At 68.7% G+C, this 26,748-nt stretch carries 25 protein-coding genes and 11 pseudogenes; 24 read left to right on the top strand and 12 right to left on the bottom strand.

Annotation, left to right across the window (positions count from 1 at the left end):
• Window positions 1–803: 803 nt before the first annotated feature.
• Complete coding sequence (locus ACZ44S_RS38595) at window positions 804–1,013, bottom strand: hypothetical protein (RefSeq protein ID WP_466938052.1); 210 nt, start codon at window positions 1,011–1,013, stop codon at window positions 804–806.
• Between the two features lie 174 nt (window positions 1,014–1,187).
• A complete protein-coding gene (locus tag ACZ44S_RS38590) occupies window positions 1,188–2,804 on the bottom strand; it encodes an IS4 family transposase (protein WP_466938049.1) in 1,617 nt (538 codons plus the stop codon).
• 26 nt (window positions 2,805–2,830) lie between these two features.
• Here ACZ44S_RS38590 and ACZ44S_RS38585 point away from each other — a divergent pair, with 26 nt between their 5' ends.
• Window positions 2,831–3,634, top strand: coding sequence for an IS5 family transposase (locus ACZ44S_RS38585; RefSeq protein ID WP_466938047.1), 804 nt, complete (start codon window positions 2,831–2,833; stop codon window positions 3,632–3,634).
• Here the strand turns inward: ACZ44S_RS38585 and ACZ44S_RS38580 are convergent.
• Window positions 3,567–3,834 (bottom strand): annotated as a pseudogene (locus ACZ44S_RS38580) (hypothetical protein); the annotation flags it as partial. The gene ACZ44S_RS38585 and the pseudogene ACZ44S_RS38580 sit on opposite strands and share 68 nt — an antisense overlap.
• Between ACZ44S_RS38580 and ACZ44S_RS38575 the strand changes: the two are divergent.
• The 3 genes and pseudogenes from ACZ44S_RS38575 to ACZ44S_RS38565 all read left to right on the top strand — a co-directional run.
• A pseudogene (locus ACZ44S_RS38575) lies at window positions 3,825–4,211 on the top strand (transposase family protein); the annotation flags it as partial. The pseudogenes ACZ44S_RS38580 and ACZ44S_RS38575 overlap by 10 nt on opposite strands.
• A 27-nt stretch (window positions 4,212–4,238) precedes the next feature.
• On the top strand, window positions 4,239–4,499 hold the full coding sequence (locus ACZ44S_RS38570) for a hypothetical protein (RefSeq protein WP_466938045.1): 261 nt from the start codon (window positions 4,239–4,241) through the stop codon (window positions 4,497–4,499).
• A gap of 127 nt (window positions 4,500–4,626) precedes the next feature.
• Window positions 4,627–5,880 (top strand): L,D-transpeptidase, encoded by a 1,254-nt coding sequence (locus ACZ44S_RS38565; RefSeq protein ID WP_466938044.1) that lies wholly within the window; start codon window positions 4,627–4,629, stop codon window positions 5,878–5,880.
• 336 nt (window positions 5,881–6,216) lie between these two features.
• Here ACZ44S_RS38565 and ACZ44S_RS38560 read toward each other — a convergent pair whose 3' ends face one another.
• Window positions 6,217–6,408, bottom strand: a complete 192-nt coding sequence (locus tag ACZ44S_RS38560; RefSeq protein WP_466938042.1) for a Tn3 family transposase — start codon at window positions 6,406–6,408, stop codon at window positions 6,217–6,219.
• A 111-nt stretch (window positions 6,409–6,519) separates the two neighbouring features.
• Between ACZ44S_RS38560 and ACZ44S_RS38555 the strand changes: the two genes are divergently transcribed.
• The 6 genes from ACZ44S_RS38555 to ACZ44S_RS38530 all read left to right on the top strand — a co-directional run bounded on the left by ACZ44S_RS38555 (window position 6,520) and on the right by ACZ44S_RS38530 (window position 12,360).
• The gene (locus ACZ44S_RS38555; protein ID WP_466938040.1) at window positions 6,520–6,852 is read left to right on the top strand and encodes a transposase; all 333 of its coding nucleotides are present in this window, start codon (window positions 6,520–6,522) and stop codon (window positions 6,850–6,852) included.
• Window positions 6,853–6,927: 75 nt separating this feature from the next.
• The gene (locus ACZ44S_RS38550) at window positions 6,928–7,428 is read left to right on the top strand and encodes a hypothetical protein (RefSeq protein WP_466938038.1); all 501 of its coding nucleotides are present in this window, start codon (window positions 6,928–6,930) and stop codon (window positions 7,426–7,428) included.
• Between the two features lie 29 nt (window positions 7,429–7,457).
• Window positions 7,458–8,432, top strand: coding sequence for a transposase (locus ACZ44S_RS38545; protein ID WP_466938036.1), 975 nt, complete (start codon window positions 7,458–7,460; stop codon window positions 8,430–8,432).
• A 92-nt stretch (window positions 8,433–8,524) separates the two neighbouring features.
• Entirely contained in the window at window positions 8,525–8,845 is a 321-nt protein-coding gene (locus tag ACZ44S_RS38540; RefSeq protein WP_466938034.1) for an ANTAR domain-containing protein, read from the top strand.
• A gap of 242 nt (window positions 8,846–9,087) precedes the next feature.
• On the top strand, window positions 9,088–11,538 hold the full coding sequence (locus tag ACZ44S_RS38535) for a D-alanyl-D-alanine carboxypeptidase (protein WP_466938032.1): 2,451 nt from the start codon (window positions 9,088–9,090) through the stop codon (window positions 11,536–11,538).
• 306 nt (window positions 11,539–11,844) lie between these two features.
• On the top strand, window positions 11,845–12,360 hold the full coding sequence (locus tag ACZ44S_RS38530; RefSeq protein WP_466938030.1) for a SigE family RNA polymerase sigma factor: 516 nt from the start codon (window positions 11,845–11,847) through the stop codon (window positions 12,358–12,360).
• A gap of 33 nt (window positions 12,361–12,393) precedes the next feature.
• Here the strand turns inward: ACZ44S_RS38530 and ACZ44S_RS38525 are convergent, their stop codons facing one another.
• Together ACZ44S_RS38525 and ACZ44S_RS38520 are read right to left on the bottom strand one after the other, a co-directional pair.
• Window positions 12,394–13,008 carry a TetR/AcrR family transcriptional regulator gene (locus ACZ44S_RS38525; RefSeq protein ID WP_466938028.1) on the bottom strand — a complete coding sequence of 205 codons (615 nt, stop codon included), beginning with the start codon at window positions 13,006–13,008 and terminating at the stop codon, window positions 12,394–12,396.
• Window positions 13,008–13,891, bottom strand: a pseudogene (locus ACZ44S_RS38520) (oxidoreductase). Before ACZ44S_RS38520 ends, ACZ44S_RS38525 begins: the two are co-directional and overlap by 1 nt.
• 26 nt (window positions 13,892–13,917) lie before the next feature.
• On the opposite strand from ACZ44S_RS38520, the pseudogene ACZ44S_RS38515 reads away from it, so the two are divergent.
• The 3 pseudogenes from ACZ44S_RS38515 to ACZ44S_RS38505 all read left to right on the top strand — a co-directional run.
• A pseudogene (locus tag ACZ44S_RS38515) lies at window positions 13,918–14,091 on the top strand (GNAT family N-acetyltransferase); the annotation flags it as partial.
• 48 nt (window positions 14,092–14,139) lie between these two features.
• A pseudogene (locus ACZ44S_RS38510) lies at window positions 14,140–14,487 on the top strand (transposase); the annotation flags it as partial.
• Window positions 14,488–14,517: 30 nt separating this feature from the next.
• Window positions 14,518–14,955: pseudogene (locus ACZ44S_RS38505) on the top strand (MMPL family transporter); the annotation flags it as partial.
• Between the two features lie 108 nt (window positions 14,956–15,063).
• Here ACZ44S_RS38505 and ACZ44S_RS38500 read toward each other — a convergent pair.
• On the bottom strand, window positions 15,064–15,846 hold the full coding sequence (locus ACZ44S_RS38500; RefSeq protein ID WP_466938026.1) for an SDR family NAD(P)-dependent oxidoreductase: 783 nt from the start codon (window positions 15,844–15,846) through the stop codon (window positions 15,064–15,066).
• Here ACZ44S_RS38500 and ACZ44S_RS38495 point away from each other — a divergent pair.
• The 11 genes and pseudogenes from ACZ44S_RS38495 (at window position 15,779) to ACZ44S_RS38445 (ending at window position 23,516) form a co-directional block, all read left to right on the top strand.
• Window positions 15,779–16,972: an MMPL family transporter gene (locus ACZ44S_RS38495; RefSeq protein ID WP_466938024.1), complete on the top strand. Its 1,194-nt coding sequence runs from the start codon at window positions 15,779–15,781 to the stop codon at window positions 16,970–16,972. The genes ACZ44S_RS38500 and ACZ44S_RS38495 overlap by 68 nt on opposite strands.
• The gene (locus ACZ44S_RS38490) at window positions 16,867–17,139 is read left to right on the top strand and encodes a DUF3817 domain-containing protein (protein WP_466938060.1); all 273 of its coding nucleotides are present in this window, start codon (window positions 16,867–16,869) and stop codon (window positions 17,137–17,139) included. Before ACZ44S_RS38495 ends, ACZ44S_RS38490 begins: the two co-directional genes overlap by 106 nt.
• A gap of 115 nt (window positions 17,140–17,254) precedes the next feature.
• The gene (locus ACZ44S_RS38485) at window positions 17,255–17,392 is read left to right on the top strand and encodes a hypothetical protein (RefSeq protein WP_466938023.1); all 138 of its coding nucleotides are present in this window, start codon (window positions 17,255–17,257) and stop codon (window positions 17,390–17,392) included.
• An 80-nt stretch (window positions 17,393–17,472) separates the two neighbouring features.
• Window positions 17,473–17,764: pseudogene (locus tag ACZ44S_RS38480) on the top strand (transposase); the annotation flags it as partial.
• A pseudogene (locus ACZ44S_RS38475) lies at window positions 17,763–18,229 on the top strand (helix-turn-helix domain-containing protein); the annotation flags it as partial. The pseudogenes ACZ44S_RS38480 and ACZ44S_RS38475, both read left to right, overlap by 2 nt.
• 268 nt (window positions 18,230–18,497) lie before the next feature.
• Window positions 18,498–19,298: pseudogene (locus ACZ44S_RS38470) on the top strand (asparaginase domain-containing protein); the annotation flags it as partial.
• A gap of 91 nt (window positions 19,299–19,389) precedes the next feature.
• Entirely contained in the window at window positions 19,390–19,530 is a 141-nt protein-coding gene (locus ACZ44S_RS38465; protein WP_466938065.1) for a hypothetical protein, read from the top strand.
• An 85-nt stretch (window positions 19,531–19,615) separates the two neighbouring features.
• The gene (locus ACZ44S_RS38460; RefSeq protein WP_466938021.1) at window positions 19,616–20,302 is read left to right on the top strand and encodes a helix-turn-helix transcriptional regulator; all 687 of its coding nucleotides are present in this window, start codon (window positions 19,616–19,618) and stop codon (window positions 20,300–20,302) included.
• A gap of 24 nt (window positions 20,303–20,326) precedes the next feature.
• Window positions 20,327–20,962: a hypothetical protein gene (locus tag ACZ44S_RS38455; RefSeq protein ID WP_466938057.1), complete on the top strand. Its 636-nt coding sequence runs from the start codon at window positions 20,327–20,329 to the stop codon at window positions 20,960–20,962.
• 352 nt (window positions 20,963–21,314) lie between these two features.
• Window positions 21,315–22,478: a DSD1 family PLP-dependent enzyme gene (locus ACZ44S_RS38450; RefSeq protein ID WP_466938055.1), complete on the top strand. Its 1,164-nt coding sequence runs from the start codon at window positions 21,315–21,317 to the stop codon at window positions 22,476–22,478.
• 54 nt (window positions 22,479–22,532) lie between these two features.
• Complete coding sequence (locus tag ACZ44S_RS38445) at window positions 22,533–23,516, top strand: threo-3-hydroxy-L-aspartate ammonia-lyase (RefSeq protein WP_466938020.1); 984 nt, start codon at window positions 22,533–22,535, stop codon at window positions 23,514–23,516.
• Window positions 23,517–23,751: 235 nt separating this feature from the next.
• Here ACZ44S_RS38445 and ACZ44S_RS38440 read toward each other — a convergent pair whose 3' ends face one another.
• From ACZ44S_RS38440 to ACZ44S_RS38420, 5 genes and pseudogenes are all read right to left on the bottom strand, one after another.
• Window positions 23,752–23,979 carry a hypothetical protein gene (locus ACZ44S_RS38440; protein WP_466938063.1) on the bottom strand — a complete coding sequence of 76 codons (228 nt, stop codon included), beginning with the start codon at window positions 23,977–23,979 and terminating at the stop codon, window positions 23,752–23,754.
• Window positions 23,976–24,464, bottom strand: coding sequence for a transposase (locus ACZ44S_RS38435; protein WP_466938018.1), 489 nt, complete (start codon window positions 24,462–24,464; stop codon window positions 23,976–23,978). Before ACZ44S_RS38435 ends, ACZ44S_RS38440 begins: the two co-directional genes overlap by 4 nt.
• Before the next feature lie 310 nt (window positions 24,465–24,774).
• Window positions 24,775–25,743, bottom strand: a complete 969-nt coding sequence (locus ACZ44S_RS38430; protein ID WP_466938061.1) for a hypothetical protein — start codon at window positions 25,741–25,743, stop codon at window positions 24,775–24,777.
• 189 nt (window positions 25,744–25,932) lie between these two features.
• Window positions 25,933–26,136 (bottom strand): annotated as a pseudogene (locus ACZ44S_RS38425) (helix-turn-helix domain-containing protein); the annotation flags it as partial.
• Window positions 26,137–26,474: 338 nt separating this feature from the next.
• Window positions 26,475–26,748: pseudogene (locus ACZ44S_RS38420) on the bottom strand (hypothetical protein); the annotation flags it as partial.

The raw sequence follows: 26,748 nt of genomic DNA, 5'->3' as shown, positions 1-26,748 counted from the left end.
GTACCGGCCGCCGAGGCGACGCGGCTCTTCCATAGCTACCTACCAGCCCTCTCCGTCGGTCCCGGGCGGCACATGCGTGCCGCCGGAGGCTGCCGACCGGGCCTACCGTACCTGGATCACCATGCAGGGTCGTGGCGGATAGCGTTGAACCCGAAGCCTTATCTCGTTGGCGGGCGCGACAAGGCCCTTTCGGCCTTGCAGGCGCGAGCGCACCACCGGGGGCGGATCGTCACCTCGAAGTCAGAGAGTCGTAGACGTGGCCGCCGCCGAGTTGGTCGTCGGCCAGCCGGAAGGACGCCATCGCGTGAAGGTGAGACGATGGCGATTGTTCTCGGTCCTCTCGTGGTTGAGTAGGCCGCGGCGGGTTCGCACCAGGAGATGTTCAGAACCCCGCACGTGTCGGCCCGCGGAGTGTGCCTGATGTCTCCGTCCATCCATCGACCCCAGACGCTCCGGGAGACCATCGCCGTCGCGAGCCGTGGTTTCCGTCCAGCTGGGCCACTTCGCGGGCGGCTCGCTTGAAGTGGAAGCAGAACGACTCGAGTATCTGAAGGTGTCGCTGGTAGCCCACCTGACGGAATCGAGTACCTCCGCCGGCGCGGTCGAGGGACACCCGCCAGATCGTGATCGCTGTAGTACCGAGGATTTCGTCCCACCCGTGCACGGCGAACAGTGGCTCTCCTGCCGCCAGTGAGCGGAGGCCGGTGCACGACCAACTGAACGCTGGTCACACCTTCCAGCGTGCACTGCCAGTCGCCCGTGGGGCGAGCGCAGGCATGCCTGCCCGTCAGGGGACGTGGCGGTCAACGGCTGGAATCGCTGATACCGGCGGCCAGCTGTGCCACGATGTCCAGCACCCCCTGACCGAACGCAGTCGGCGCGACGACGATGCCGAAGACCAGCACGATCAGCACCGTCAGCTTCTCGTCGTTGCGGCTGCGGGCCTCGGTCCGCCGACGCAGCCGCACAACAATGATGACCGCCAGCAGCACCGCCACATTGATTGTCAGCACACTCGACCTCCTGCCCGAGCAATGAACGGCCTCGGGTCAGGTTGTAGCGGGCATACCGGCCCGGGAGGTCGGCGTCCTGCGAGGATGGCTGCATGTATCAGGAAGATCGGCCGGATCGGCAGTCTTGCGGTCGGCACAACTGTCACCGACGCTGGAGTATCCAATGCCACGAAGTTAAGGACCTGTTGGCGGAGTCAAGGCGTCGGGGAATGTGATCTTGTACGTGCTCGGTGCCGTACGGATCAGCCGCCCCTTCCGGGCCCAGTAGCAGAGTTGCGCGTTGAAGCCGCTGAGGATGCGTCCTGTAGCGGTGAGGCCGAGGTGATGGGCGATGTCACGCGCGTGCATGGGCTCGTTGGAGGCCGCGGCGAGGAGCTGGCAGACCTGCCCCCAGCGGCCGGATTCGGCCTGAAGCCCGGTGCTCGTGCCGGGCAGAACCGGTGGATGCACATTGATCCTGATCTTGGTGATGGGTGTACTGCCTCGAGGCCGACCATCGTGGTTCCAGTTGTTGTATCGGGACGTTCCGCATTTCACGACGCGGGCGGACAGCCGCATTCGGCGTCCGGGAAGCAGAGCTCGCAGGACATGGGCGCCGATGCTGCCGACCAGATCGTACGGAGTGCTCGGCTCATTGGCCTGGACTGGGCCAACGAGGCTGACGACCGTGTCGCGGGCGGCTTCCAAGGCGACGGTGAAGGCGGCTCGGTCGGGGTCGCAGCCGGGCATTGTCTCCACCGCGGTCACCATCGCCGAGCGCAGGGCCTGGTAGAGCGTGAGCAGTCCCCACATCTCCTGGCTGAGGCCCACGGGGTCCTTCGAACGCAGCACCCTGCCCTTGAACAGGGTGTGACGCAGGGCCAGGTAGGTGATCTCGATCTCCCAGCGTTCGTGGTAGAGGCTCACCAAGTGGGCGCCCTGGTCGGTTCGGTGGTCGGTGAGTGTGGTCAGCAGGCGGTAGGTTCCGCCGAAGTCACCGCCGTCGGCGGTGCGGGAGTGGATCTCGGCCTCAACCGCTCGCAGCGAGAGGTCACCGATCCGGGTCAGGTAGGAGCCGTCGGGGAGCAGTGCCAGTACCGGCGGACGTCGGGTACTGGTGGCGCGGACCAGGAAGTGGGCTCCCCGGGCTGCGATGTCCGCGAGCAGTCTGTTGCTGTCGAAGGCGCGGTCCGCCAGGAGAAGCATGTCCGAGGTCAGGTGGCCGACCAGGTCGTGGGCGTAGTCGGTCTCGGCCTTGGTGGCGGGGCCGAAGGCGGCTGCGATCAGGCCGCGGGTGCCGGTTTCGCACAGAGTCATGAGCATCAGGCGGGGGTAGCCTGCCGGACCGTGACGGCGCTCGGTCCGGCCGAGCCAGGACCGGTTGCGCTCGTGATCAGGGACATTCAGGCTTCCACATCCGTCGAAGGCGACCGTGCGCCAGCGGCGATAGCGCACTCCGGGCGTGGACGGCTGAGCCAGAGGGCCGGCCAGCACTTCGAACAGCCGCTTGAGCGGGGCCACACCGACCCGCCGACGAAGGTCGCGAAGTGCCTTCTCCGACGGCCGCGGCACTCTGACGGTCAGTCCGGCCACGAGTTTGCCCCACACGAGCCCGGTTCCCAGGTGCCCGAACAGACCGAGTGCGAGCACGAAGTACACCCCGGCGCGTGAGGGAAGGCTTCGCAGGCGTCGCTCGCGAGCCCCGGTCTCGGCCAGCACCGCATCCACCAACTCGGGCGGGATGACCTGCGTCAACTCACCGATATGACCGGGCGCGAACACGTCGGTTCCGCCCGTGACAGACTGAGCCACGGGGCCTCTGCTTTCTCAGGAAGATCTTGGTCGATCCCCTGCATAGCAGAGGCCCCTCCCTCATCGCGTCCACCCTTGACACCGCCAAAAGGCCCTTAACTTCGTGGCATTGGCTGCTCGACGCGATCCGCTACCTCGTCGACAACGGCATCAAGTGGCGGTCGATACCCTCGGACTTCCCGCCCTGGCCGCGCGTGTATGCCTTCTTCGCCCGATGGCGGGATACCGGACTCGGGGCCGAGCTGCACGACCGGCTGCGCGAGACCGTCCGCGAGGACGAACGCCGTGATCCGGAACCGAGTGCGGCGATCATCGACTCGCCGTCGGTGAAGGCAGACGCCACCGTCACCCACGGCTCGCGGGGTTCCGACGCCGGGAAGAAGATCAACGGACGCAAGCGGCACCTGATCACCGACACGCTCGGGCCGCTGCTGAACGTGCTGGTCACCCCCGCCTCGACCACCGGCCGGGACGCCGCCCGCATCCTCCTGCCAGCGGCCCGGGGCCGCTTCGGGCGGCTGGCACAGGTCTGGGCCGACGGCGGATACACCGGCCACCTCGTCGACTGGAGTGCCACGCAGCTCGGCGTCGTTCTGGACATCGTCCGCCGCAGCGACGACACCCGCGGCTTCGAGGTGCTGCCGCGCCGCTGGGTCGTGGAGAGATCTTTCGCCTGGTGCTTGCGCAGTCGGCGTCTGGTCCGGGACTACGAACGCCGCACTGATACCAGCGAAGCCGTCATTCTGTGGTCGATGACCATGCTCATGAGCCGCCGCCTGGCCGTCCAGCACCACCAGCGTCCTGCCCCGGCAGCGACAGGGGCAGCGTGAACCTGCCCGGCTACCTCGACCAGCCAGCCCCATTCCACCAGTCGCTTCAGCCGGGCCCTGGCGCCTTCGACGCGGGAGGCGGATGCGCTGTCCTAGCCCAGCACCACCGCCACCCGCCGGGCACCCAGCCCGTCGCCTCCCGCATCGACCGCGGCGGCCATCAACGCCTGATAGTCCCGCGACAACTCCGTCCGGCATGCCCGAAGCGGAACTGGACCGTCTCGTCGACGAGCTGGCACCAGAACTGGCCGAGTTACGTGAACGGCAACGGCTCCGCCAACGCGGCAGTGAACGACACCGCGCTCCCGGGGCCGGCGCCAAAGACAAACTGACCACGGCCGACAGAGTCCTGGCCACCGTGCTCTAACTGCGTAAACTCGGCACCTGACACCTGCTGGCCCAGCTCTTCGGCGTCATCGGCAGCACCCTCACCAGCGCAATCCACCAAGTTCGACCACTCCTCGCCGAACGCGGCCGCACCGTCCCACCCTCAACGGCCAGATTCCGAACACCTGCCGACGTGGCCGCACTCCTCGCCACAGCCAACGACGGAACGGAGATCAAACCAGCGTGTTGATTTTCTGCGCGCCCTCAGGGTGGGCCAATGAGTTCCCAAGTGGCCATGAAGGAGGGAGCATTGAGCCCCGGCCGGATCGCCCGGACCCGGGGCGAGTTGCAGGCCGCCTGCCCCAACTTCGACGCCGCCTCCTTCACTGCCCAGGTCACCGCCGATCTCCCCCGCCTGGAGCTCAGGGCCCGCATCGCCCGCACGGCAGAGGGCCTGCACCGACACCTGCCCGTCATCAGGCTGGCCGTCCTCGACACCTGCTGCGCTTCCGGCCAGCCACAAACCCGGACGTGGTGACCCCCACACTCGAGGGCCCTGGGGAACCGGATCACCCGGTCGTAGCGTTGAAGATTGTGGACGGGCCCCTCGGTTTCGCGCCGGGGACCCGTGGGGTTGGGATTCGGCAACGATGGAGAAGCGTGTGATGACGGACGGTAAGCGGCGCAGGCGTCTGGCGGCCGCGTCCGCTCTGCTCGGCGGAGTGCTGGTGCTCTCGGCGTGTTCCGGCGGCGGTGACGACAGTGCCTCCGGCGGCGACGGCAAGGACACCTCGCAGGCGCAGGTCGACGAGGCGGCGGCGAAGAGTTCCTCCGAGGCGCAGATCAAGATCACGCCGAAGGACGGCTCGAACAGCGCCTCCGTCAACAACTCCGCGGCCGTGACCGTCAGCAAGGGCACGCTGACCGAGGTGAAGATGACCACCTCCGACGGCACGGCCGTCGAGGGTGAGATATCCGCCGACAAGAAGAGCTGGAAGCCCAGCGCCCAGCTGGAGCGCGCCACCACCTACAAGGTGACGGCCACCGCCGAGGACTCCGAGGGCCTCGCCGCCCACGAGAACGCGTCGTTCACCACGGTCTCCCAGGCCAACAGCTTCATCGGCAACTTCACCCCGGACAACGGCACCACGGTCGGCGTCGGCATGCCGGTGTCGATCAACTTCGACAAGGCGATCACCAACAAGGCCGCCGTCCAGAAGGGCATCACCGTCTCCACCACCAGTGGCCAGGAGGTCGCCTGCCACTGGTTCAACGCCAACCGCATGGACTGCCGGCCCGACGACTACTGGAAGGAGAACTCCACGGTCACCCTGAAGCTGGCGCTCGACGGTGTCGAGGGCGCCGAGGGCGTCTACGGCGTCCAGCAGAAGACGGTCACCTTCAAGATCGGCCGCAACCAGGTCTCCTACGTCGACGCCAAGACCAAGCAGATGAAGGTCACGCAGGACGGCAAGACCGTCCGCACCATCCCGATCTCCGCCGGCGCGCCCGAGAACAAGACGTACGAGGGCCGGATGGTGATCTCCGAGAAGTTCAAGGAGACCCGGATGAACGGCGCGACGGTCGGCTTCACCGGCGCCGACGGCAAGGGCGAGTACGACATCAAGGACGTGCCGCACGCCATGCGTCTGAGCACCTCCGGCACCTTCATCCACGGCAACTACTGGGGCGCCAAGTCCATCTTCGGCAGCGTCAACACCAGCCACGGCTGCGTCGGCCTGGCCGACGCCAAGGGCGCCGGCGACCCGAACACGCCGGGGTCCTGGTTCTACGACAACTCGATCGTGGGTGACGTGGTCGTCGTCCAGAACACCGGTGACAAGACCATCGCCCCGGACAACGGTCTCAACGGCTGGAACATGAGCTGGGAGCAGTGGAAGGCGGGCTCGGCGGTCTGACGCCCCCTCCGGACACCGGAGCGAACCCACCCCGCACGGCCGATGCCCTCGTCCCCTCCTCCGGGAGCGGACGGGGGTATCGGCCTTTCCCGCCGCTTCCCCGCGCGGGCGGCCGCGGCAAAGGTGACGAGGCAGCAACCGCATGTGGCGGTACCGGCCGAAACAGCGACAGGCCTGGTGGAGGCGGGCAGGTCCTTCACTGTGACGTCCAGCAAATCGAAAGCGGCGGTCACCGTTTAGGGCAGAAAGCCTAGATTCAACCGGTAAAGGCAACACTCTCGGCTGGTATGCGGAATCCCAGGCACTTGCACGGACGGTTGTTTCGTCGTGATGGCATCAAGATCGTCTTGGCTGAGCATCGACAGGTTCGTGCCCGGCGGGCAAGGCGAAGCTGTAGCGGCCGTGGAAGTTGATGTGGGCGAACTTCAGCGGGGACAGGCGGGCGACGTCCTCATCGCGTACGTGGATGCCCTCGGTGCGCACCTCGGCGATGATCTTCTGCATGTAGACCATGTTCCACCCAGACATGCGGCCTTACCTTGACTCTGTCGGGGATCTTGGAGCTTCTCAGTGCGCCGGGGTGATCGGTGGGCATGCTCGGGGTGTTTCCGAGAGCCCATGCAGTTGTCGAGGTGTCCGTTGTCGCTCCGTCCTCGTTCCGGTGAGCAAGTCCCGCCTCTGACCGCGCAGATCGCGCGGGCGAGCAACCCGGGCGGTACGGCGGCGATGTGGGTGAGAGACCGCCTGGACGGGCTGTGGCGTGACGAGGACTTCGCGGACTGGTATCCGCGTGACGGGCGTCCGGGCCTCTCGCCTGCCCAGTTAGCCACCGTCTGCGTGCTGCAGTTCGTGCTCGGTCTGTCGGACCGGCAGGCCGCCGAGGCGGTTCGCTGCCGCATCGACTTCAAGTACGCCATGGCCATGGAGCTGGACGACCCCGGCTTCCACCACAGTGTGCTGGCCGACTTCTGAGACCGTCTCACCGAGGGCGACCGCGCCGACCGCCTCCTCGACCTCGCCCTGGCCCGCCTCAAGGAGGCCGGCCTGGTGCGCGAGCGCACCACGCAACGCACCGACTCTACCCACGTCTTGGCCGCGGTCCGTGACCTGACCCGGCTGGAGATGGTCACCGAGGCGGTCCGCGCCGCGCTGGAGGAAGTCGCCGGCACCGCCCCGCACCTGCTGGACGAGCTGGTCGACGAGGACTGGGGGCGCCGTTACGGCCGTCCGGTCCGCCTGGGGAAGAACCCCACCAAGCCCAAGACCAGGATCCTCGCCACCGGCAACGATGCCGTCCGGCTCCTGGAACACCTCTACCGGCACGGAGCGGACCGTGCGTCGGGCCCTCGTGTCCAGGCCCTGCGCCAGATCATGGTGCAGAACTATCACCGCGACGCCGCGGGCCGCCTGCGCTGGCGCACCGCCGAGACCGAAGACGGACCGGGCTGCCGCCCTCGTCCCGGGCGATCGTCTCGCCCTACGACGCCTCGGCCCGCTACGCCCGCCACGGGCACATCATCAGCTGGAAGGGGTTCTCTGCCCACCTGACGGAGACGTGTGCTCCCGACGGCCCCAACGTGATCACGGACGTGGCTACCACCGCGTCCACCACCCATGACAGCAAGGTCCTGCCCGGCATCCACACCCGCCTGCACCACCGCGGCCTGCGGCCCGCCGAGCACCTGGTCGACAGCGGCTACACCTCCCTGCCCCACCTTGCACAAGCCGCACGCGATCACCAGGTCACCGTCTCCGGGCCGCTTCCGGGCAACCCCACCCGCCAACACCGCCGGGGTGAAGGCTTCGCCCGGGACGACTTCCATATCGACTACGACCGTCGGCAGGTCACCTGCCCTCAGGGGCAGGTCAGCCAGGGCTGGCACGGCCCCTACCCGACCTCCTCGCCCACCGCAGCCCCGCTGACCGTGGCCCGGTTCACGAAGAGTCAGTGCCACCCCTGCCCGGCCCGCGCACAGTGCACCACCTCCCGCGAAAGCCACCGCACCGTGGGCTTTCCCCCGCGAGAACTCCGCGACCTGCAACTCCGTGTCCGTGCCGAGCAGCAGACGTCCGAGTGGAAGACCCGCTACGCGGTCCGCTCCGGAGTGGAGGGAACGGTCAACGAGTTCGCCCACGGCCACGGCATGCGCCGCTGCCGTTACCGAGGACAGAGCAAAGCCCACGTCCAGCACGTGCTGACGCCATCGCCATCAACATCGAGCGTCTCAGCGGTCTCCCACCGACCGAGGAAGCACCCCCTCCCCGCCGGCCGACCGCCTTACAGAACTATTTCGACCAGCGCGAGATCCCCCGGCCGAAGTTCTGGCGAACCCTGGGTACCTGACCCCGGCAACTCCAAGATCCCCGACAGAGTCAAGCTGGGGCCCTGTCTCGATTCTTCAGTATGCCTTCCGCCTATGTGGTGGGTGGGTGATGCGGTATCGGTCGGAGGAAGCGAGCACGGCTGTCCTGGCCGGTATACCGCGGCTGGCCCTGTGCCAGGAGTGACGGGACCAGCTGCGCCATCACGAGGTGTCACCAGGCCCTTATGAGGTGCAACGGTGGGCCGTCTCTGCTGAAGGCTTGCTGGGTCAGCGGTGGTGGCCCATCATCCGTAACCCAGCGACCTTGGCAAGATGTGGGAATGACGCACGATAGCCAAGGCGGATCTGAGGAGAACGAGGCAGGGGCATCCGAAAGGAAGCGCCTGGCGCTAAAGGTCGACCAGCTCGAAGTGGCCGTAAGTTCCCACGCTGTCGTCGACCAGGCCATCGGCGTTGTCATCTCCCTGGGAGGGCTTCGCCCGGAACAAGGGTTCGGCGCCCTCCGCGCGGTCTCCCGGCACACCAACCGCAAGCTGCGCGAGGTCGCGGCAAACCTCGTTGCATGGCCGGCCAGCAAGAACCTGGACGAGGACATCCGAAAGGCCCTGAAAGCAGGTTTGGCCGAAGCATCCCCTGTCTGACGACGCTCCGAGACGGCCACTGCCGACGTCAGTGAAGCGCCTCGCTGTGCTGTTCCGGGACGTTGGTGACACGCGTTGTCGAGACAACCGGTAGGTATGTCGTTCTCATCTACCACGTTGGGTAAGCCCGCACACAGGACACTGGCACATGGTTCGGACAGCGCTGCGGAGCGTTGTCGCGGGCGGGCGGTTCACGGTTCGGATGGCGCACGCGGTGCGTGCGGCACAGCGAGGAGGCATCGGTGGCGGGCGAGTCCCCCGACAAGTCAAAGCAGCGCGAGTCGTCGGCAGAACCGACGTCGGGGAGCGCGGGTCCGGTTTCCGAGAAGCGGGATCCCCGGTTGGCGGTGGCCCGTGAGGCCGAGCCCTCGAAGGACCGCGGCCGCGTCGACACGGCCACCCGGGTGCTGTCGACGCGTGACGGCTCCTCCGCGGAGGGCGAAGGCCATCTCCGCGAGGCGGTGGCCGCGTGGGGCCGCTCGGCGGAGCCGGACGAGGAGCCGCCCGCCGGCCGTGACACCGACACGGACGCCGGCGCTCCGGCCGTCCCGGACGCCGGTACGGCCTCGGAGGCGCCCGACGCCTCCGAGGACCACGCGGACGGGCCCGAGAGCACCGAGGGCGAGGCCGGGGCCGGTACGGCACAGTCCGCCGCCCCCGCGAGCGGAGCCCCCCGCGGCCCGGAGACGCCCGCGGGGGCAGCGCCGGACGCCTCGGACACTGACACCGCCTCGGACGTGGCAGACGCCTCCGAGGACACCGGAGGCGAGACGCCCACCGCCTCCCCGGACGACGCGCCCCGCGACGAGGACGCCATGCGGGGCACCGCGGCCGCGACCGGCACCACCGAGGGCGCCGAGGACACCGAGGGCGAGACACCCGCCGTTACGGCACCCTCCGACGCCCCCGAGGACGCATCGCCCCGCGCCCCGCAGACGCCCGCGGAGACCGCACCGGACGCCTCGGACGCCGAGGACGGGACGCCCGCCGGGACGGCGAAGACCGGCACGCCCCCGAGCGGCGCCTCCCGTGACGAGGACGGCTTCGCGAGCGCCACGGACACGAACGCGTCGGGCGACTCCGGCGGCGGCCGTGGTTCCACCGCGGCGGACGGCGCAGACGGGGACGGCAGGCCCAAGGTCAAGAAGCCCGTCGACCAGCCCACCGCCGTGTTCCGGACCGGACGGGCCTCCGCGCCCGCAGTGGACCAGCCCACCACCATGCTCAAGCTGGGCGACGTGGCCCGCCCCGAGGCCGACGCCGAGCGGACCAGCAGGTTCGTCGCGCTCAAGCGGGACGAGGACCTCGGCGGCCGCAAGCCGCCCGCCGCTCCCACCGGTCCGAACGGGCCGACCGGCCCCACCACCGCCCTCCCCCAGGTCGGCCCCGAGCGGACCACGCAGCAGCCGCTGCCGCCCAAGCCGCCTCTGGACCTGCTGGCCGAGCTGACCAACACCCCGCCGCCCCCGCAGACCCCGCTGCGGACCGCGGTGCGGCGGGTCAAGATCTGGACGCCGCTGGTCCTGCTGCTGGTGATCGTGTTCGCAGTCGTTCAGTACGTGCGCCCGCTGCCGGCGGCCTCGCTGACGCTCACCGTGCAGGACTCGTACACCTTCGAGGGCGGCAAGCTCTCCCTGCCGTGGCCGACCGAAGGCCAGGGCTGGATGAACGGCAACGGCATCGGCACGATGGACAGCCACGGCGACCAGAAGCCTGTCGCGATCGGGTCCGTCGCCAAGGCGATGACGGCGTACGTCGTCCTCAAGGAGCACCGGTTGAAGTCGGGCGAGGAAGGTCCGGACGTCCCCGTCGACGCCACGGCCGAGAAGGAGGGCAGCTACGACTCGGAGGGCGAGTCCACCCTCAACACCGTCAACGAGGGTGACAAGCTCACTCTGCGTCAGGCCATCTCAGCGATCATGATCCCGTCGGCCAACAACATCGCGCGGCTGCTCGCCCGCTGGGACGCCGGCAGCGAGGCGGAGTTCATCCAGAAGATGAACTACACCGCCAAGGAGCTCGGGATGGAGAACACGACGTACACCGACGCCTCCGGGCTGAAGGACACAACCGTCTCCACCGCCGAGGACCAGGTCAAGCTGGGCAACGAGCTGGTGAAGATGCCCGCGCTCATGGAGATCACCAAGCTGCCCGAGTGGACCGATCCGTCCGGTAAGAAGTGGCGCAACTACAACACGCTCGTTCCCTACAACAACGCCCTCGGCATCAAGACCGGCTCGACCACCAAGGCCGGCGGCAATCTGCTGTTCGCGGGGACGAAGGAGGCCGGCGGCGAGACCGTCACCGTGGTCGGCGCGGTCCTCGGCCAGCACCAGGCTCCGATCATCGACACCGTCAACGCGGTCAGCAAGACCGCGCTGCTCGCCGCCCAGAACGCGATCGTCTCGGCGAAGATCGTGCGAAAGGGTGACGTCGTCGGTTACGTGGACGACAAGATGGGCGGCCGGTCCCCGGTCGTGGTGACCAAGGACGTCCAGGCGGTCGGCTGGGCCGGGCTGACGGTGAGGCTGTCGTTCGCACCGTCGGACGTACCGCACACCGCCAAGGCCGGGACCGCGGTGGGCACGCTCACCGTGGGCGACGGCAGCAACGGAGCCGTCAAGGTCCCGGTCGCACTGCAGGAGGACCTCGTGGAGCCCGGCTTCACGGACAAGCTGACGCGTATCGCCTGATCCGGGACACAACCCGCACCCCGCCGGACGGTGTCCACCCGGGCAACGGCCGGCGAGGTGCGTTGCTAGCGTCACAAATCGGGCAGGAGCACGGGACACGGAGAGTGCCTTCAGGTGGCCACAGCGGAGCCGACACGCGCCGACGACGCCGATCCGGACCCGGGATCCGGCCCGCGAATACCCGTACCCGGAAGCCCGCCGGGGTCGGTCAAGGTCACCACCCCCCGCCCCTCACCCGGTTACCTGTCCGGGCAGGCGGCGACGGCCGCCTGCCCGGACAGGCACGACACACGAGGAGCGCAGCGCATGCGGACCAGTAGCGCGACAGACTTGGAGTTCGGCGAGTTCGTGTCGGCCCGTCGTCCGGCTCTCGTGGGCTACGCCCGCACTCTGGCGGGCGGGGCCTGTCACGCGGCCGATGATCTGGTGCAGGAGGCACTCGCCAAGCTGTGGCTGGTCTGGCCGCGGATCGCGGACGGAGCGCCGGAGGCATACGCCCGGCGGATACTGACGCGTGCGGCCGGACGAGCGGCCAAAAGACGCTGGCAGGGCGAACGCCCGATGGAGAGGCTGCCGGAGCTCAGCGTCACGGCCGACTCGGCTGGCCTGGTAGAAGACCGTCTCCGGCTCGGCGCCCTCCTGGCCCTGCTGCCCCCGCAGCAACGGACAGCGGTAGTGCTGCGCCACTATGGTGATCTGCCGGAAAGACAGGTCGCCGAAGAACTGAACTGTGCCCCAGGGACCGTCTCGTCGCTCACCTCACGAGGCATTCCGATGCTGCGGTCGCTGATCGCCCGCACCGAGGTCGGCCCGTCAGCGTGAGCGGTGCGGTGTCCGCCTCGCCGTGTCGGCTGCTCAGGCCGTCAGGCCGGCGCTGATCAGCCAGATGTGCTCACAAGTGGCGGACGCCGTTTCCAACTGCTCGCGGGATTCCTGCGAGGCGTGGTAGAAGGTCCGCTCGATCATCCAGCACAGGGAGCGTGCCATCGCCGGTGCTTGTTCCGGTCCGCTGCCGGTCTCGATACCCGCTCGTTCCAGGACGGAGGTGATGGCGGTGATGAACAAGTCCGCTGTGCGCCGGCACAACTCGCCGATCTCCGGCACGGTCAGCGACAGATCGATTGCCGTGCGCATGACCACGCCGTGCTCGCTCCACAGCTCGACCGTGCGCCGCATGGCCGCCGTGACGGCCGGGCCAGGCTCCTCCGTCCGAGCGGTCGCCCCGGACCGCTCCCACAGGTGCTCCACAGTCCGGGCCACGAGTGCCGTGACCACTTCCTGCTTGGAGCCGAAGTAGAAGTACAGGGCGCCGCGTGTGATGCCGGCGCCCTGGGCGATGTCGCCGACGGTCATGGCCTCGTAGCCCTTCCGCGCCAGCAGCGTCTCACAGGTGTCCAGAATGGCCCGCTCCCGCACGTCGCCCTTGCGTACGGTGGTGCGACGGCCGCGTGCGGGGCGGTGACCAGGCATCAGAGTTGAGCGCCCTCGGCGAAAAGTCGGTCGTACGGGAGAGCGTCTCCCACGCGCGGATATCCTCGTCCACGGCCGTGCGCGCGGCGGTGACCAGTCGCAGCGCGTCCGAGCCCAGGACGAGGTGGGCCGGCGGTTTGTCGACCGAGGTGATGTGCACGACGGCGTCCCCGGCCCTGGCCGGGTTACCGAGCTGGTTCCCGCTGGCCTTCCGCCGCGCTTCACGGATGGGGGTGAACAACTCGTCGTAGTCGTCGACGGAGCGCGCGGCGCGTGTCATGGACCGTCCGGCCCAGTCGGTGCGGAAGGACCCGGGCTCGATCGCCGCCACATGGATCCCACACTGCGCGACCTCCTTGCCCAGCGCCTCCAGGATCCCTTCCAGGGCGAACTTGCTGCCGCAGTAGGCGGACATGCCGGGCACGGCCATGAGCCCCCCCATGGAGGTGACGGCCATCAGGTGTCCGCGGCGGCGCCGGCGCATGTGGGGCAGGGCCGCCTGCAGAGTGGCCACTGCCCCGAACACGTTGACCTCGAACTGCCGCCGCACCTCGGCCAGCGGGGTCTCCTCGAAGATGCCCTCCAGGCCGTAGCCGGCGTTGGCGATGACGACATCCAGAGCCCCGACGCTCCGCTCCACCTCAGCGACCACCCGTGAGACGGCGTCGCCGTCCATCACATCCAGGATGCGCCCGTGCGCGTACCCGGCTTCGAGCTCCTCGAAGGCCCGCAGATCCCTCTCCGAGCGGACCGTGCCGACGACGGTGTGCCCGGCGGCCAGGGCCGCTTGGGCGAAGGCACGTCCAAGGCCCGTGCTGACGCCGGTGATGAGCCACTTCTGTTCCTGCTCCCGGACCGCTCCCGCCGGCCCCGGGCTGGTGATCCGGCGGGAGAACGCCGACGACCCACGTCGCCGTCGTCGACGGCCGGGTGGTCGGGCATGTGCTGCTGAGCGCGACGCGGCTGGACGCTCCGCGCCGGATCGTGGACGTTCTATCGCTGTCACCGCTGGGCGTGGTCTCGGAGTTCCGGCGTCGGGGCATCGGTACGCGGCTCATCGCCCACGCCCTCGAGGCGGCCGCAAGCCAAGGTGTGCCGGGCACCTTCGGCCGCCGGTGGGCGGCCGAGGACGCCGCGACGATCCGCACCGTCCTCGCCCGGCCCACCGCAGACGAGGTCCGCACCCAGCTCGACACCGTGGAAGACCTGACCGCGGCCGCGGACGTCCCCCACCAGCATTGGGAGAAAATCCATTCCACCAACCCGCTGGAACGGCTGAACCGGGAGTTCAAGCGTCGCGCCGACGTCGTCCAGATCTTCCCGAACCCAATCGCAGTCCTCTGCCCGGTCACCGTGGTCCTCGCCGAACTCCACGGCGGCGAATGGATCGCCTTCCCCCGCCGCTACCTCTCCAACGAGAGCATGGACGCCTTCTGTCGCGACGGCACAATCGTCCTGTCGGGCGCGTCGAATGACTGATCTCCTGCACCGCGTCAAGGGGCATGACCCGTGGCTGATCGCGCGGCGGCTGCGCGGAGGCGGGTGACCGCGGATTCGTGCCCCCAGAACGCGGTCGACGAGGTGCGTGCCCTCGCGGCTGACCGGGCCGGGCCCGCCGACGTCGCGGTGACCGGGCCCGTCGGGATCGCCACCGACACCGTGAAGGTCTTCAGCGGCGGTGACAAAGTCCTGCTGCTGGCCGCCAGCGTGCTCGTCCTGATCATCCTGCTGGCGATCGACCGCTCGCCCCTGATGGCGCTCGTGCCGCTTCTTGCCGTGGGCGTGGCTATGCGCGTGGCGGAGACGCTCGGGGACGCCGGAGTCATCACGGTCAATTCCCAGACCGCCTCGATCATGACCGTGCTGCTGTTCGGGGTGGGCACGGACTACGCGCTGATCATCACCGCCCGCTACCGTGAGACCCTGTTCGACGAGCCGGACCGCGCCCGCGCGATGCAGACCGCCGTGCGCCGCACCGCCGAGTCCGTCCTCGCCAGCGCCTCAACCCATCGTGCTCGCCATGTACGCACGGGCCGGGGCGGCCGGTCCGCCGGGTCAGGTCCGCTCGCGGTGGACCTTCGTGTTGGACGCCTGGGCGCGCGGCCGGACCACCAGCAGGTCGATGTTGACGTGGCTGGGCCGGGTCACCGCCCAGGTGATGGTGTCGGCGACGTCGGCGGCGGTCAGCGGCTCGGCGACATCCTCGTAGACCTTGGCGGCCTTCTCCGTGTCGCCGCCGAAGCGGGTGAGCGCGAACTCGTCGGTCTTCACCATGCCGGGCGCGATCTCGACGACGCGCACCGGACGGCCGACGATCTCCAGCCGCAGCGTCTCGGCGAGGACGTGCTCGGCGTGCTTGGCGGCCACGTAGCCCGCACCGCCCTCGTAGGTGGCGAAGCCCGCCGTGGACGACACGATCACCACGGTGCCGTCGCCGCTCGCCTCCAGCTTGGGCAGCAGCGCCTGGGTGAGATGCAGGGTGCCGATGACGTTCGTCTCGTACATCCGGCGCCAGTCGTCCGGGTCGCCGGTCGCCACCGGGTCGGCGCCCAGCGCGCCGCCGGCGTTGTTGACCAGCACGCCGACCGTCCGGAAGGCCGTGGCGAACTCGTCGACCGCCGCGCGGTCGGTGACGTCCAGCGGGTAGGCCGTCGCCGAGTGCCCGGCCGCCGTCAGTTCCTCGGCGAGCGCCTCGACGCGGTCCTTGCGGCGCGCGGCGAGCACGACGCGGTACCCGGCCTCGGCCAGCCCGCGCGCGGTGGCGGCCCCGATGCCGCTGCTCGCCCCGGTGACGACGGCAATCCGCGAGGCGGCGGACGGTGCGGCGGCGCTGGGCATGGGCTGCTCCTCGGGCTGGGGCGGACGGCTGCCGCCCAGCATAGACGGGGCGCCGACGGCGGCGGGGGCGGGCACCTGCGGGGCACTCCCAGGACAACCTGCGCTCCAGCCCCGCACGCGCCGACATTGCCACCGCGCTCACCGACGCCGATCACGTCGGCCGTGTCGCAGTTCCCCGCATGGGCAAGGACGGCAAGACCGTCTTCTACGACGTCGTCTCGACCTCGACCCCTACAGCTCGAAGGCCCTCGACGCGATCGGTCCCCTCAAGCAGGCCACACAATCCGCGGCCCAGGCCGCCGGAGTGCAGGACGCCACGGTGCTCATCGGCGGCGAGACCGCACAGAACGCCGACATCCGCTCCGCCCTCGACCGCGACACGACCCTTATCGTGCTCCTGGTCCCAGCCATCGTCACCGCGGTTCTCGTCCCGCTGCTCCGCTCGCTCTTTGCCCCGCTCCACCTGGTCGCAACCCTGATCCCGTCGTTCCCGGCCACCCTGGGCGCCACCACCTTTTTCACCGTGACCGTCCTCGGTGACGACGGCATCGGCAACCGCGTCACCGCGTACATCTTCGTCTTCCTCGTCATGCTCGGCGTCGACTACAACATCTTCATCATGAGCCGGTTCACGCAGGAACTGCGCACCCAGCCCTCAGCGAAAGCGATCACCGCCGCCCTGACACGCACCGGTGGCGTCATCTCCTCCGCGGGCCTCATCCTCACCGTCCTGGTGACCCAGCCGATCCGCGAACTGTTCCAGGTCGGCTTCGCCATGGCCTTCGGCATCCTGCTGGACACCTTCCTCATCCGCCCCCTCCTGGTCCCCGCCATCGTCCGCCTGCTCGGCGACCGCGCCTGTGGCCCGCACGCCCCGGCACCCCGCAGACGCCCTCCACTCCCATCTCCGAACCGCCTTCCGCCGACGTGCCGGCCGCACGGGCTGCCGAAACCGGCTCCGGGCGTCTGCTGCGCGCGTTCACCTGGATCGCGGTCATCGAAGCGTGCACGTGGGCAAGTCTGCCGGCCGGGATGTACCTCAAATACATTCCCGAAACCACCGAACTCGGCGTACGGATCTTCGGCACCCTCCACGGTGCCGCCTTCATCGTCTACGTGTCCCTGACCGTCCTGGTCGCCATCCGGCTGAAGTGGCGGCTGGGCCGGACCACGATCTTCGCCCTGCTGGCCGCCGTACCCCCGTTCATGACTGTCGCGTTCGAAATCTGGGCCCGCCGCACAGGCAGGCTCCCTCAGCCGGCCGCGGCCCCGAGCCCAACTCCAGCCCTGTAACCGCACCCCGCAGAGGGGCTCCAACGGACACGCGGTGCACATCATCCTCATCGCCATGCGGGCCCCGGCCGGGCGGGACAGCCACCGACATCACGCCAACCGAAAGAAGACAGGAATGATCACCGCCGTCACCGAGTTCACCGTCGCCGCGCCCGCCCAGGGCGCGTTCGAGGACAACTTCACCGCCAGCATGCGCGCCACCCTTACCGACGTGCCGGGGCTGCGCAACGCACGGCCGCCGTCATCGACCTGATCACCCGCCTCACCCACCATCACGGTTCGTGCTCTTGGACGAGTGCCCGGCAAACTCTGAGAGCTGGTTGATCTTCCGGAGAGCCCGCCGATCACGCACTCGGACGCTCTCGTGGCGGCTGGAGCGCCAAGGTCCACCTGGCCGCCGACGGCGGTGCACGACCGCTGGCCTTCACCATCACCGCGGGACAAGCCGGTGACGCCCCCGCTTTCGAGACGATGATGGCCCGCATTTCGCGTGCCTCGAAGCGGTCCGGGCAGGCCGCGAACCCGCCCCGTCGCCGTGCTGGCCGACCGGGCCTACTCATCCCGCACCATCCGCAGTCACCTGCGACGCCGGGCAATCGGTGGAGACGTTCACCGGTCTGCGGATGGATCAGTTCGGCCGGCTGCTGAAAGCGGTCCGGGAGCGCGGTGGCGAGGGTTGCGGATGGGGTCGCCCGTGGCGGTCGCCGTTGGCCGAGCGGGTGCTGCTGGTGACCGTGTACTACCGCACGAACCTCACCATGCGGCAGCTCGCCCCGCTGTGCGGCGTCTCACCCGCGACGGTGTGCCGGGTGATCCAAAGGCTCGGCCCGCTGCACGCAATCGAGCCGGCTCGGACCCCTGCCGACGCCGCCGAGCGGCTGTGGATCGTGGACGGCAGCCTCGTCCCGGTCCGCGACCGCACGGTCGGCGCGTCCTCACGAAACTACCGGTTCTCGGCGAACGTGCAGGTCATCGTCAATGCTGAGTCCCGCCTGGTGGTGGCCACGGCCCGTCCGGTGCCCGGCAACACCGCGGACGCGAAGCCTGGCGGGACTCCGGCCTGGCCCAGCACTGCGAAGGAGTGACGGTCCGCGGAGAGTCCCGCACCGCATGAACGAACGCGCCCAAACACCGCTTCAACCTGCGTGATCACGGCCTTCTGCACCACCCTGCAGCCGTTCTCGCGACGGGTGTAGCCCTCGGGCGGCAGGATCGCTTAGACAGGAGATGCATATTTAGATTCTTCTGCTAGATTGTCGTCGCCTGCCAGGGCGTCCGGCTGATCCGGGCTCGCCACGGTATCCTCCGAGGCTGTCGTGGCGGCTGTGGCAGGGCTTGACGCAAAGAGGGAAACCACGATGGCCGACCGCTTCCGAATCGAGTTTCTGTACACCGGAGGCACGGTCGGGATGCTCGAGTCGCCGCGGGGCTTCGAACCCGGTGCGGATGTGCAGGGGGCGGTCACGAGGGTGCTCGTTGCCAGTGGCCTGGATGTGGACTTCGTGTTCAGTGAGGTCGACCGGATCGTCGATTCCTCGAACATCACACCGGCCGACTGGCAGGTCATGGCGGACCACCTCCGTCGCCGCCGTGAGGAGTTCGACGGTTTTGTCGTACTGCACGGCACGAACACGCTCGCGCACTCCGCCGCTGCCGTGTCCTTCGCGCTGACCGGTTTCGGCAAACCCGTGGTGTTCACCGGCTCGCAGATTCCACTGGGGCTGCCGGGCTCGGACGCGCCGACGAACATACTCGGCGCAGTTGAGGAGGTGACCTCGGGTGTTTCGCGGAGGGCCACTGTCTCCTTCGGCGGGGATTTGTTCGCGAGTGCGCGGGTGATCAAGAGCTCGGCCACCGAGCTGCGCGCCTTCACCAGCCCAAATGCCGCGAAGCTGTCGCGGCGGGCGGCCGCGGTGCATACGCCCGCATCCTCCCCCGGCTGGTGCGGCTGGGACGACCCACTGCCGTACAGCGCCCATGACATCGTCGCCGTCACTGCCGTGCCAGGTCTGAGCGCGAGCCGGTTCCGCTTCATGACCACTCCCGCGCCCGATGCGGTGATCTTCCGTACGTACGGAGCCGGAGAAGGATCGAGCGAGGAGCAAGGGCTGTTCGAGGCCGTCAGGGAACTGGTGGCATCCGGAACGCCTGTCGTGGTCGTGAGCCAGTCCCCGCAGGCCCGGATCGAGATGACCAAGTGTGCCGCAGGGGAGTTCCTGCATCTGGGCCGGTGCCGTCGGCGCGGAGGACATGACCTTCGAAGCCGTGCACGCCAAGCTCACGTTCCTGCTCAGCCACGGGGTTCCGCCGGACGAGCTGGGCCGGTGGCTCTTGACCGACCTGGCCGGCGAGATCACTGCACCCGTACCTGTGCGCCGACGCGTCGGCTGATGATCCGCTGGGCGGGAGTCGAACGATGTTGGTCTACGTGTCCAGAGATGGAAAGTGAATCCAAGCCGGAGCTGAAAGGGACCTCATGGAACACCTCGCAGACAGTGCGGGAGGGGCCGAGCACAAGGGCGCCTCTGCCGGAGGCTCGGCCGAGGCGGACGAGCATCTCGTCCGTGAGGCGGCGAAGATTGCTGTTGCGCTGGGGCGGATGTTCCCGGGTCTGTGCGAGGTGGTGCTGCACGATCTGCGTGACCCACGGCAGGCGATCCGGGTGATCGAGAACAACCTCTCCGGCCGTGAGATCGGAGACTCCGCGACCGAGCTCGGCCTGGCCCGTATCGCCGATCCCGAGTACCCGAGCGTCATCCAGAACTATCCGAACCAGTTCCCCGACGGCCGCCCCGCGAAGAGCACGTCCATCGGCATCAGGAACGCCGCCGGCCGGTACATCGCGGCGCTCTGCCTGAACCTCGACGTGTCCGTGCTATCACCCGTGACGCTCGCATTGTCGAACCTCGTGGCCACGGACACCGAACATCGCAAGCATCCCCTGGAGACGCTTCGGGACCGCACGGCACGAGAGCTGCGCCGGACCGTCGAGGCACTGGCGGCGGAGCGCGCCGCCGCCCCACGCTCGCTGAGCCGGGAGGACAAGAAGGCGCTCGTGCGGCAGCTGCACCGGGACGGCTACTTCGATTCGCGGGACGCCGCGCAGACCATCGCGGACCTGCTCGGTGTGTCCCGGGCGACCGTCTACAACTACGCGAAGTGAAGGACCTCTCATGACCACCTCCGGATCGTCCCCCGACCTTGCGCTCGCTTCCTCGGCCGGCTTCGGCCAGGAGCGGGGCGCGAGCAGTCTGCTGCATATCACCGAGGAGCAGACCGCCGCGCTCGTGAACGAGGAGCTGGCCCGCGAAGCGGCCCGTGCCGCTTTTGCCGCGACGGTGGATGGCACGGTTTTCCCCAGTCTGGCAGTGCACGGCTCCGATCCGCGCAACCGGTTCACCCTCAACCCGTCCGCGTCCGCGACGCACGCCGGGAGGAAGATCGGCACCTACTGGCCGGGCAACCCACAACACGGGCTGCCGCGTCACCACTCCACTCTGCTCTGCTGCTGTTCGACCAGACGATCGGCCGGATCGCGGCTGTCCTGGAGGTCGGCACCGCCAACGCCTACCGGACCGCCGCCGCGGACGCCCTTGCTGTCGACCTACTGGCCCACCCCGAAGCCGCCACCCTGGCCGTCTTCGGCACCGGCCACCAGGCCGCCCATGAGGTGCGGGTCGTCAGCCGCATCCGGGCCATCGGCGAGTCCCGGTCGTGGGTCGCACCGCGGAACGCGCCCGGCAGATGGTGGCCGTGCTGGCGGCCGAGGGCCATGACGCTCGTGCCGTCGGCGCCGAAGAAGCCTGCGCCCGGGCCGATGTGATCGTAACCGTCACCACCCCCGGCACCGACACCCCACCCCTCTTCCAGGCCGACTGGGCCCGCCCGGCACCCACATCTCCTGCATGGGCGCCGACGCTCCCGGTAAGCGGGAACTCGCGCCGGAGCTGTTCGACCGTGCAATTGTCTTCTGCGACCTGCCCGAGCAGGCCCGCCGCAGGGCGAGAGCCAGCACGCGTCCGCGGAGACAGTCCTCACTCCGCTCGGAGAAGTCCTCGTCGGCCACGCCGCAGGACGCCTTGCCGCAAGCGACGTCACGATCTTCGACAGCTCCGGATCGGCCTGCAGGACTTCCACCTCGGTCTGGCCCTCCTCGAGAAAATGGACGTATCCCTGTGAACACCGCCCCCTCCGCCGTCGGCACGCTGACCGATCCCGGCACCCCGTTCGCGGTCGTCGACGTCCACAAGGTCCGGCGGAACATCGACCGCCTCGCGGCCAAGGCCGACCGACTCGGCGTCACCCTGCGCCCGCACATGAAGACGGCCAAGAGCCTCGACGCCGCCTCCCTTCTGCACGACGGCACCCCCTGCCCGATCACCGTCTCCACCCTCGCCGAGGCCGAAGCCTTCTCCGACGGCGGCTACACCGACATCACGTACGCCGTCGGCATCGACCCCCACAAGCTGCCCCGCGTGATCGCCCTCGCACGCCGCGGGACCACTCTGCGCATTCTGCTCGACAGTCACGAACAGGCCGCCTTCGTCACCGACGTCGCCCGCACAGCCGGCATCGCCATACCCACACAGATCGAGGTCGACTGCGACGGTCACCGCGGCGGCGTCAAGTGCGACGACCCCGCGCTCACCGAGATCGGCCGCACCCTGCACGACGCGGGCTGTCTGGACGGGGTGCTGGTCCACGCGGGCGGGTCCTACTTCGCCCACACGCCCGTAGAGCAGCGACTGGCGGCGAAGAACGAACGTGACATCGCGGTCGCCGCCGCCGACACGCTGCGCGCGGCCGGCCTGCCCGTGCACACCGTCAGCGTCGGTTCCACCCCCACCGCCCACGCGGCCGGCGACCTTACCGGCGTCACCGAACTACGCGCCGGCAACTACCTCTTCTTCGACCTGGTCATGTCCGGTCTCGGGGTGTGCCAGGTGGACGACCTCGCGCTGTCGGTGGTCGTCACGGTCATCGGCCATCGCCCCGAGTACGGATGGATCGTCACCGACGGCGGCTGGACGGCCATGTCCCGCGACCGTGGCACTGCCGCCCAGCCCCAGGACCAAGGCTACGGACTCGTCACCGACCTACAGGGCAACCTCATCCCTGACCTGGTCATGAGCGACGCCAGCCAGGAACACGGCACCCTCACCGCCCGCGACGGCGCCGACCTTCCCGACCTGCCCATCGGCACCCGCCTGCGCATCCTGCCCAACCACGCCTGCGCCACCGCCGCCCAGCACCACGGCTACCACATCATCGACAGCACCCGACCGATGAACGACACACCCGCCATACAAGCCTTCTGGAACCGCGTCATCGGCTGGTGACGAGCCACCCGACCCCATGTGCATTCGCCCTCCTCACCACCGCCAGGAGCCACAATGACCTCCACACCGCCCGTTTCGTTCGACGACGTCCGCGAGGCCGCCGCACGTCTCAGAGGCGTCGCGCATCGCACCCCCGTCCTCACTTCTCGGACCTTGAACGCCCTGGTCGGAGCCGAGGTGTTCATCAAGTGTGAGAACTTCCAGCGGATCGGGGCATTCAAATTCCGCGGTGCCTACAACGCCGCAGCCCAACTGCCTCCCGAGCAACTGGCCAAGGGCATCGCGGCTTACTCCTCCGGCAACCACGCCCAGGCCGCCGCCCTGGCCGCGCGCGAACTGGGCACCACCGCTGTCATCCTGATGCCCGAGGACGCCCCCCGTTCGAAGCTGGAGGCGACCGCCGGATACGGAGCGGACATCGTCACCTATGACCGCTACACCCAGGACCGCACCGCACTCGGCGAGGCCCTGGCCGCAGACCGCGGCCTCGCCCTCATCCCGCCCTACGACCATCCCCATGTCATCGCCGGCCAGGGCACCGCCGCGCTCGAACTCTTGGAGGAGACCGGCGCACTTGACGCCCTCGTCGTGCCTGTCGGAGGCGGCGGCCTCATCGCTGGCAGCGCCACCACCGCCAAGGCCCTGCACCTCGGTATCCAGGTCATCGGCGTGGAACCGGAGGCTGGCGACGACACCAAGCGCTCTCTGGAAAGCGGCGAACGCGTCACCGTCCCTGTCCCCCGCACGATCGCCGATGGTCAGGCCCCGCCCGCCCCCGGCGAGATCACGTTCGCCATCAACCGGCGCCTGGTCGACGCCATCGCCCTCGTCAGCGACGAGGAAATCGTTCACGCCATGCGGTTCGCTTTCGAGCGCCTGAAGATCGTCCTTGAGCCCAGCGGTGCCTCTGCTCTTGCCGCGCTCATGGCCGGACGCGTCGACAGCCCGCCACGTCGGATCGGCGTCATCGCCTCCGGCGGCAACATAGATGTCCGCAGGTTCACGGAACTCGTCAGTGACCGAGAGAGCAGTATGTGAGTGCACCGGCGATTTGTCGCCACTTGAACGTATGGCAGGACGGCATCCCGGCCGGCCAGCGGCCATCACGGTCGGTGTGCGCTGCGGGAAATCGTCAACGCGCTGCTCGCTGTCAGCCGGCGCGACGGACCAGAAGGACGCAATCCCGACGTTGAGCGGCGGCCTTGAGCCGTTGCAGACCACCAGGCGCGCGTCGTCCCGTTCGCGAACTCGTACGGGACGGCGCAAGGAAGAATCACATCGGACCGCTGCGGCCCGCCTCGCGCTCGGCTTCCTCGTCTTCCGGGGACTGATCGTTCGACTCTCCCGTCGGCACGAGGCGGTCCGTGTCCGAGAGCTCCAGGGCTCGGTGGATGCCGCCGATGGGCGGCGAGTCGTTGTCAGTGACGATGACCTGCAGACGGTTGAAACGGCTGGTGGAACGGGGCTGGCTGGTCGAAGAGAAGCCGGGCAGCAGATTCATGCTGCCCGCGCCGGAGCAAGACGCTGGGCGGCCAGGCGGCGACTCATGAGCATGGTCATCGACCACAGGATGACGGCCTCGCTGGTGTCGGTGCGTCGCTCGTAGTCACGGACCAGGCGCCGGCTGCGCAGGAACCAGGCGAAGGACCTCTCGACGACCCAGCGGCGGGGCAGGACCTGAAAACCCTGGACGTCGTCGCTGCGGCGGACGATGTCGAGAATGACTCCGAGGTGCTGGGTGGTCCAGTCGGTGAGGTGGCCGGTGTAACCGCCGTCGGCCCAGATGCGGACCAGCTGCCGAAAGTGATCCTTTGCTACGGGTAGCAGGCTGCGGGCGGCGTCCCGGTCGGTCGTGGACGCCGGCGTGACCCGCACAGCCAGAAGCAGTCCGAGGGTGTCGGTGAGCAGGTGCCGCTTACGCCCGTTGATCTTCTTCCCGGCGTCGAAATCTCGCGATGCATGGGTGACGGTGGCGTCCGCCTTCACCGACTGCCGTCACCTATGTCTTCGACGAAGAGCTCGACTTCGTCTGACCGTCCCGGTCCGTCCGCTTCACACCGGAGGGTGATATGTGTCTCTCCGCCGTGTCTGTCTGCTCTACGCCGTGGCGTGGGAATGGTCACGGACCGGATGGCCTCGCACCCAGGTGGCTGGGCTGTCGGGCACGACTGCACGTCACCCGCCGCCGTGTCAAGCCCTACGTCGTCTCTGTACTCCCCCGGATCTTCGCCCTCGCACAACTACGCCGTGAACGCCCGGCATCTCTGTACGGGCGAGCCGTACACACCCCTCGCAGTTACGGGGGACTCAGCAGAGCACGTGCGGCGGCGAGGTGGGGCCAGCGTGGGGACAGTCGGCCCAGCAGGCCGCGAAGCTCATGGCTGACCGTTGCACGGGCGACGGTCAGGGCCTCTGCCAGCAGTGGGGACGCAAGTGACTCCGCGGTGTCGGACCGGCCGACACAAGCGTGACAGTCGGCCAGCCGCAGACCGAGAAGAATCGCCGAAGGGCGCTGCTGCACCGGTACCAGCGACATCGAGCGTTCGGTGGCGGCAAGTGCCTCGCGAGCGAGTCCGCGGTCCGCTGTTGCCACGGCGGCATCCCGCAGCGCCCCACCGATTCCGGCCTCCACCAGAGCCAGTCCCTGCTCGGCCATGATCCAGTCGGGGCACGGAGCAGAGACATCGGCCGAGTCCTCAAACGCGGCACGGGATTGGGCGACCAGACGAACGGTTTCCTGGGCATCACCCAGCAACGCGTGACCCCGGGCCAGGTGGAGGCAGGCGAGAGACCTGACCCAGCTCAGGTCGCCGGCGATAGAGAGCAGCGCCCGGGCGTGGCCGACGGCGCTCGCGCCATCGTGCTCAAGGCGGGCCAGTGCATTCATGTCGCACAGGACCGTGGCCTCGAGCGCTGTGTCGCCACTGCGCGAGGCCCATCTCAGCCCCCTCTCGTAGAAGGCCATCGCCGCTCCCAGTTGCCCACGGAGCATTCTCAGCTGCCCGGCCAGGGACGCGTACCCGGCGGCCAGGCGAGTCAAGGCCGGGTTGGGCCGGCCGGCGGACTGACGCCGTCCGTCGATGAGCAGGCACATCGCCTCTTCGACCATCGGACTGCTGAAAGCCGCGAAGCCCGGGGCCTCGGTCCTGAGAGCCTCTGCACCAAGGTGGGCAGCAAGGATATGGATAACGTCCTCATTCAGGGCTCTCGACGGATCGGCGGTGAAGGCGTGCCACAGGGACACCACCCGCTCAGGCGAGGGCACGGCACAGCCTTCTGTCCCATGTAACGGACAGGCCACGCCGTGGTGAGGCAGGGTTGAGGGCCAGGAGCCGTCGCGGACGAGCGAATCGCTGCTGCCGGGTTCGAACGAACCGCGGGACGGCGATGTGTACGGCCATGAGAGGACCCATGGGTCGTCCTCATCTTCAGTGCACAGCCTCGTGAGTCGGCCACCCGTGTGCAACAAGTCGTCGATTCGTCCCAGTTGGTTCAGAGGGGGATTGCGGTTACCTTTCTCCCAACGACTGATCACACTGTGGTGGTACCCCAGTTCCGATGCAAGCCGGACCTGGGACCAGCCTGCCTGCAAGCGCAGTTGCCGAAGTATGCTCCCGAAGGATGTCGGTGCTCTGGGACAGTCGGCATCTGTGGCCATGACTCTCACCGTTCTCTCCCGCCGGTGAAGAGGGTTGAGGACCACGAGAGTGTGCCGCAGGTTACGGCCGCACACAACGAGTAGGGCCAAAGACCTACGTGCGGAACCTGGAACCTGCACTTCTGGCTATCGCCAACAACTCCCTGATCTCGCTGCTCCAGGAGGGGGCACGGCGCCTGGTCGCCACCACTCCCCCGGTTCAGGTCATGGACGCGCACGGCGCGCAGGGTGGACGGGCAGCATCCGACGCTGGAGAAGAAGCGTCGGGAAGAGTGTGAGGAACCAGCGGGTGAGACGGACTCCTATAGTGATGTCGGATATGTGGCCTGTGGCGTGGCCTACGGCTTCGACAGCAACGATGAGCACAGCGGGGCTAATCGCGTGCATGCCGACGCGCCCAGAGGAGGCCACTCCTTTCTGACAACCAGCTCGCGCACGGCGGCATGGAATCCACGGAGGACGCTGATGCGGTGGCGGGCGAGGCGGAGGAGGGCCTGGGTGGGGGTCTTTCCGCGGCCTCGGCAGCGGTCGTAGTAGGTCCGGGAGGCGGGATCATGGAGTGCTGCGAACGCGGAGAGGAACATCGCCCGTTTCAGCTGCCGGTTGCCGCCT

It is taken from the genome of Streptomyces malachitofuscus, from assembly GCF_055571035.1.
Note: the sequence above shows the minus strand (reverse complement) of the source record. Positions and strands in the feature narration are given on the sequence as shown.

Bases quoted from the DNA above. Each gene is read 5' to 3' on its own strand.
- ACZ44S_RS38570 (WP_466938045.1), top strand. From the start codon at position 4,239: ATGAGTTCCCAAGTGGCCATGAAGGAGGGAGCATTGAGCCCCGGCCGG.
- ACZ44S_RS38565 (WP_466938044.1), top strand. From the start codon at position 4,627: ATGACGGACGGTAAGCGGCGCAGGCGTCTGGCGGCCGCGTCCGCTCTG.
- ACZ44S_RS38560 (WP_466938042.1), bottom strand. From the start codon at position 6,408: ATGTCTGGGTGGAACATGGTCTACATGCAGAAGATCATCGCCGAGGTG.
- ACZ44S_RS38540 (WP_466938034.1), top strand. From the start codon at position 8,525: ATGACGCACGATAGCCAAGGCGGATCTGAGGAGAACGAGGCAGGGGCA.
- ACZ44S_RS38530 (WP_466938030.1), top strand. From the start codon at position 11,845: ATGCGGACCAGTAGCGCGACAGACTTGGAGTTCGGCGAGTTCGTGTCG.
- ACZ44S_RS38525 (WP_466938028.1), bottom strand. From the start codon at position 13,008: ATGCCTGGTCACCGCCCCGCACGCGGCCGTCGCACCACCGTACGCAAG.
- ACZ44S_RS38495 (WP_466938024.1), top strand. From the start codon at position 15,779: ATGCCGCTGCTCGCCCCGGTGACGACGGCAATCCGCGAGGCGGCGGAC.
- ACZ44S_RS38500 (WP_466938026.1), bottom strand. From the start codon at position 15,846: ATGCCCAGCGCCGCCGCACCGTCCGCCGCCTCGCGGATTGCCGTCGTC.
- ACZ44S_RS38485 (WP_466938023.1), top strand. From the start codon at position 17,255: ATGATCACCGCCGTCACCGAGTTCACCGTCGCCGCGCCCGCCCAGGGC.
- ACZ44S_RS38465 (WP_466938065.1), top strand. From the start codon at position 19,390: ATGACCTTCGAAGCCGTGCACGCCAAGCTCACGTTCCTGCTCAGCCAC.
- ACZ44S_RS38460 (WP_466938021.1), top strand. From the start codon at position 19,616: ATGGAACACCTCGCAGACAGTGCGGGAGGGGCCGAGCACAAGGGCGCC.
- ACZ44S_RS38445 (WP_466938020.1), top strand. From the start codon at position 22,533: ATGACCTCCACACCGCCCGTTTCGTTCGACGACGTCCGCGAGGCCGCC.
- ACZ44S_RS38440 (WP_466938063.1), bottom strand. From the start codon at position 23,979: ATGAATCTGCTGCCCGGCTTCTCTTCGACCAGCCAGCCCCGTTCCACC.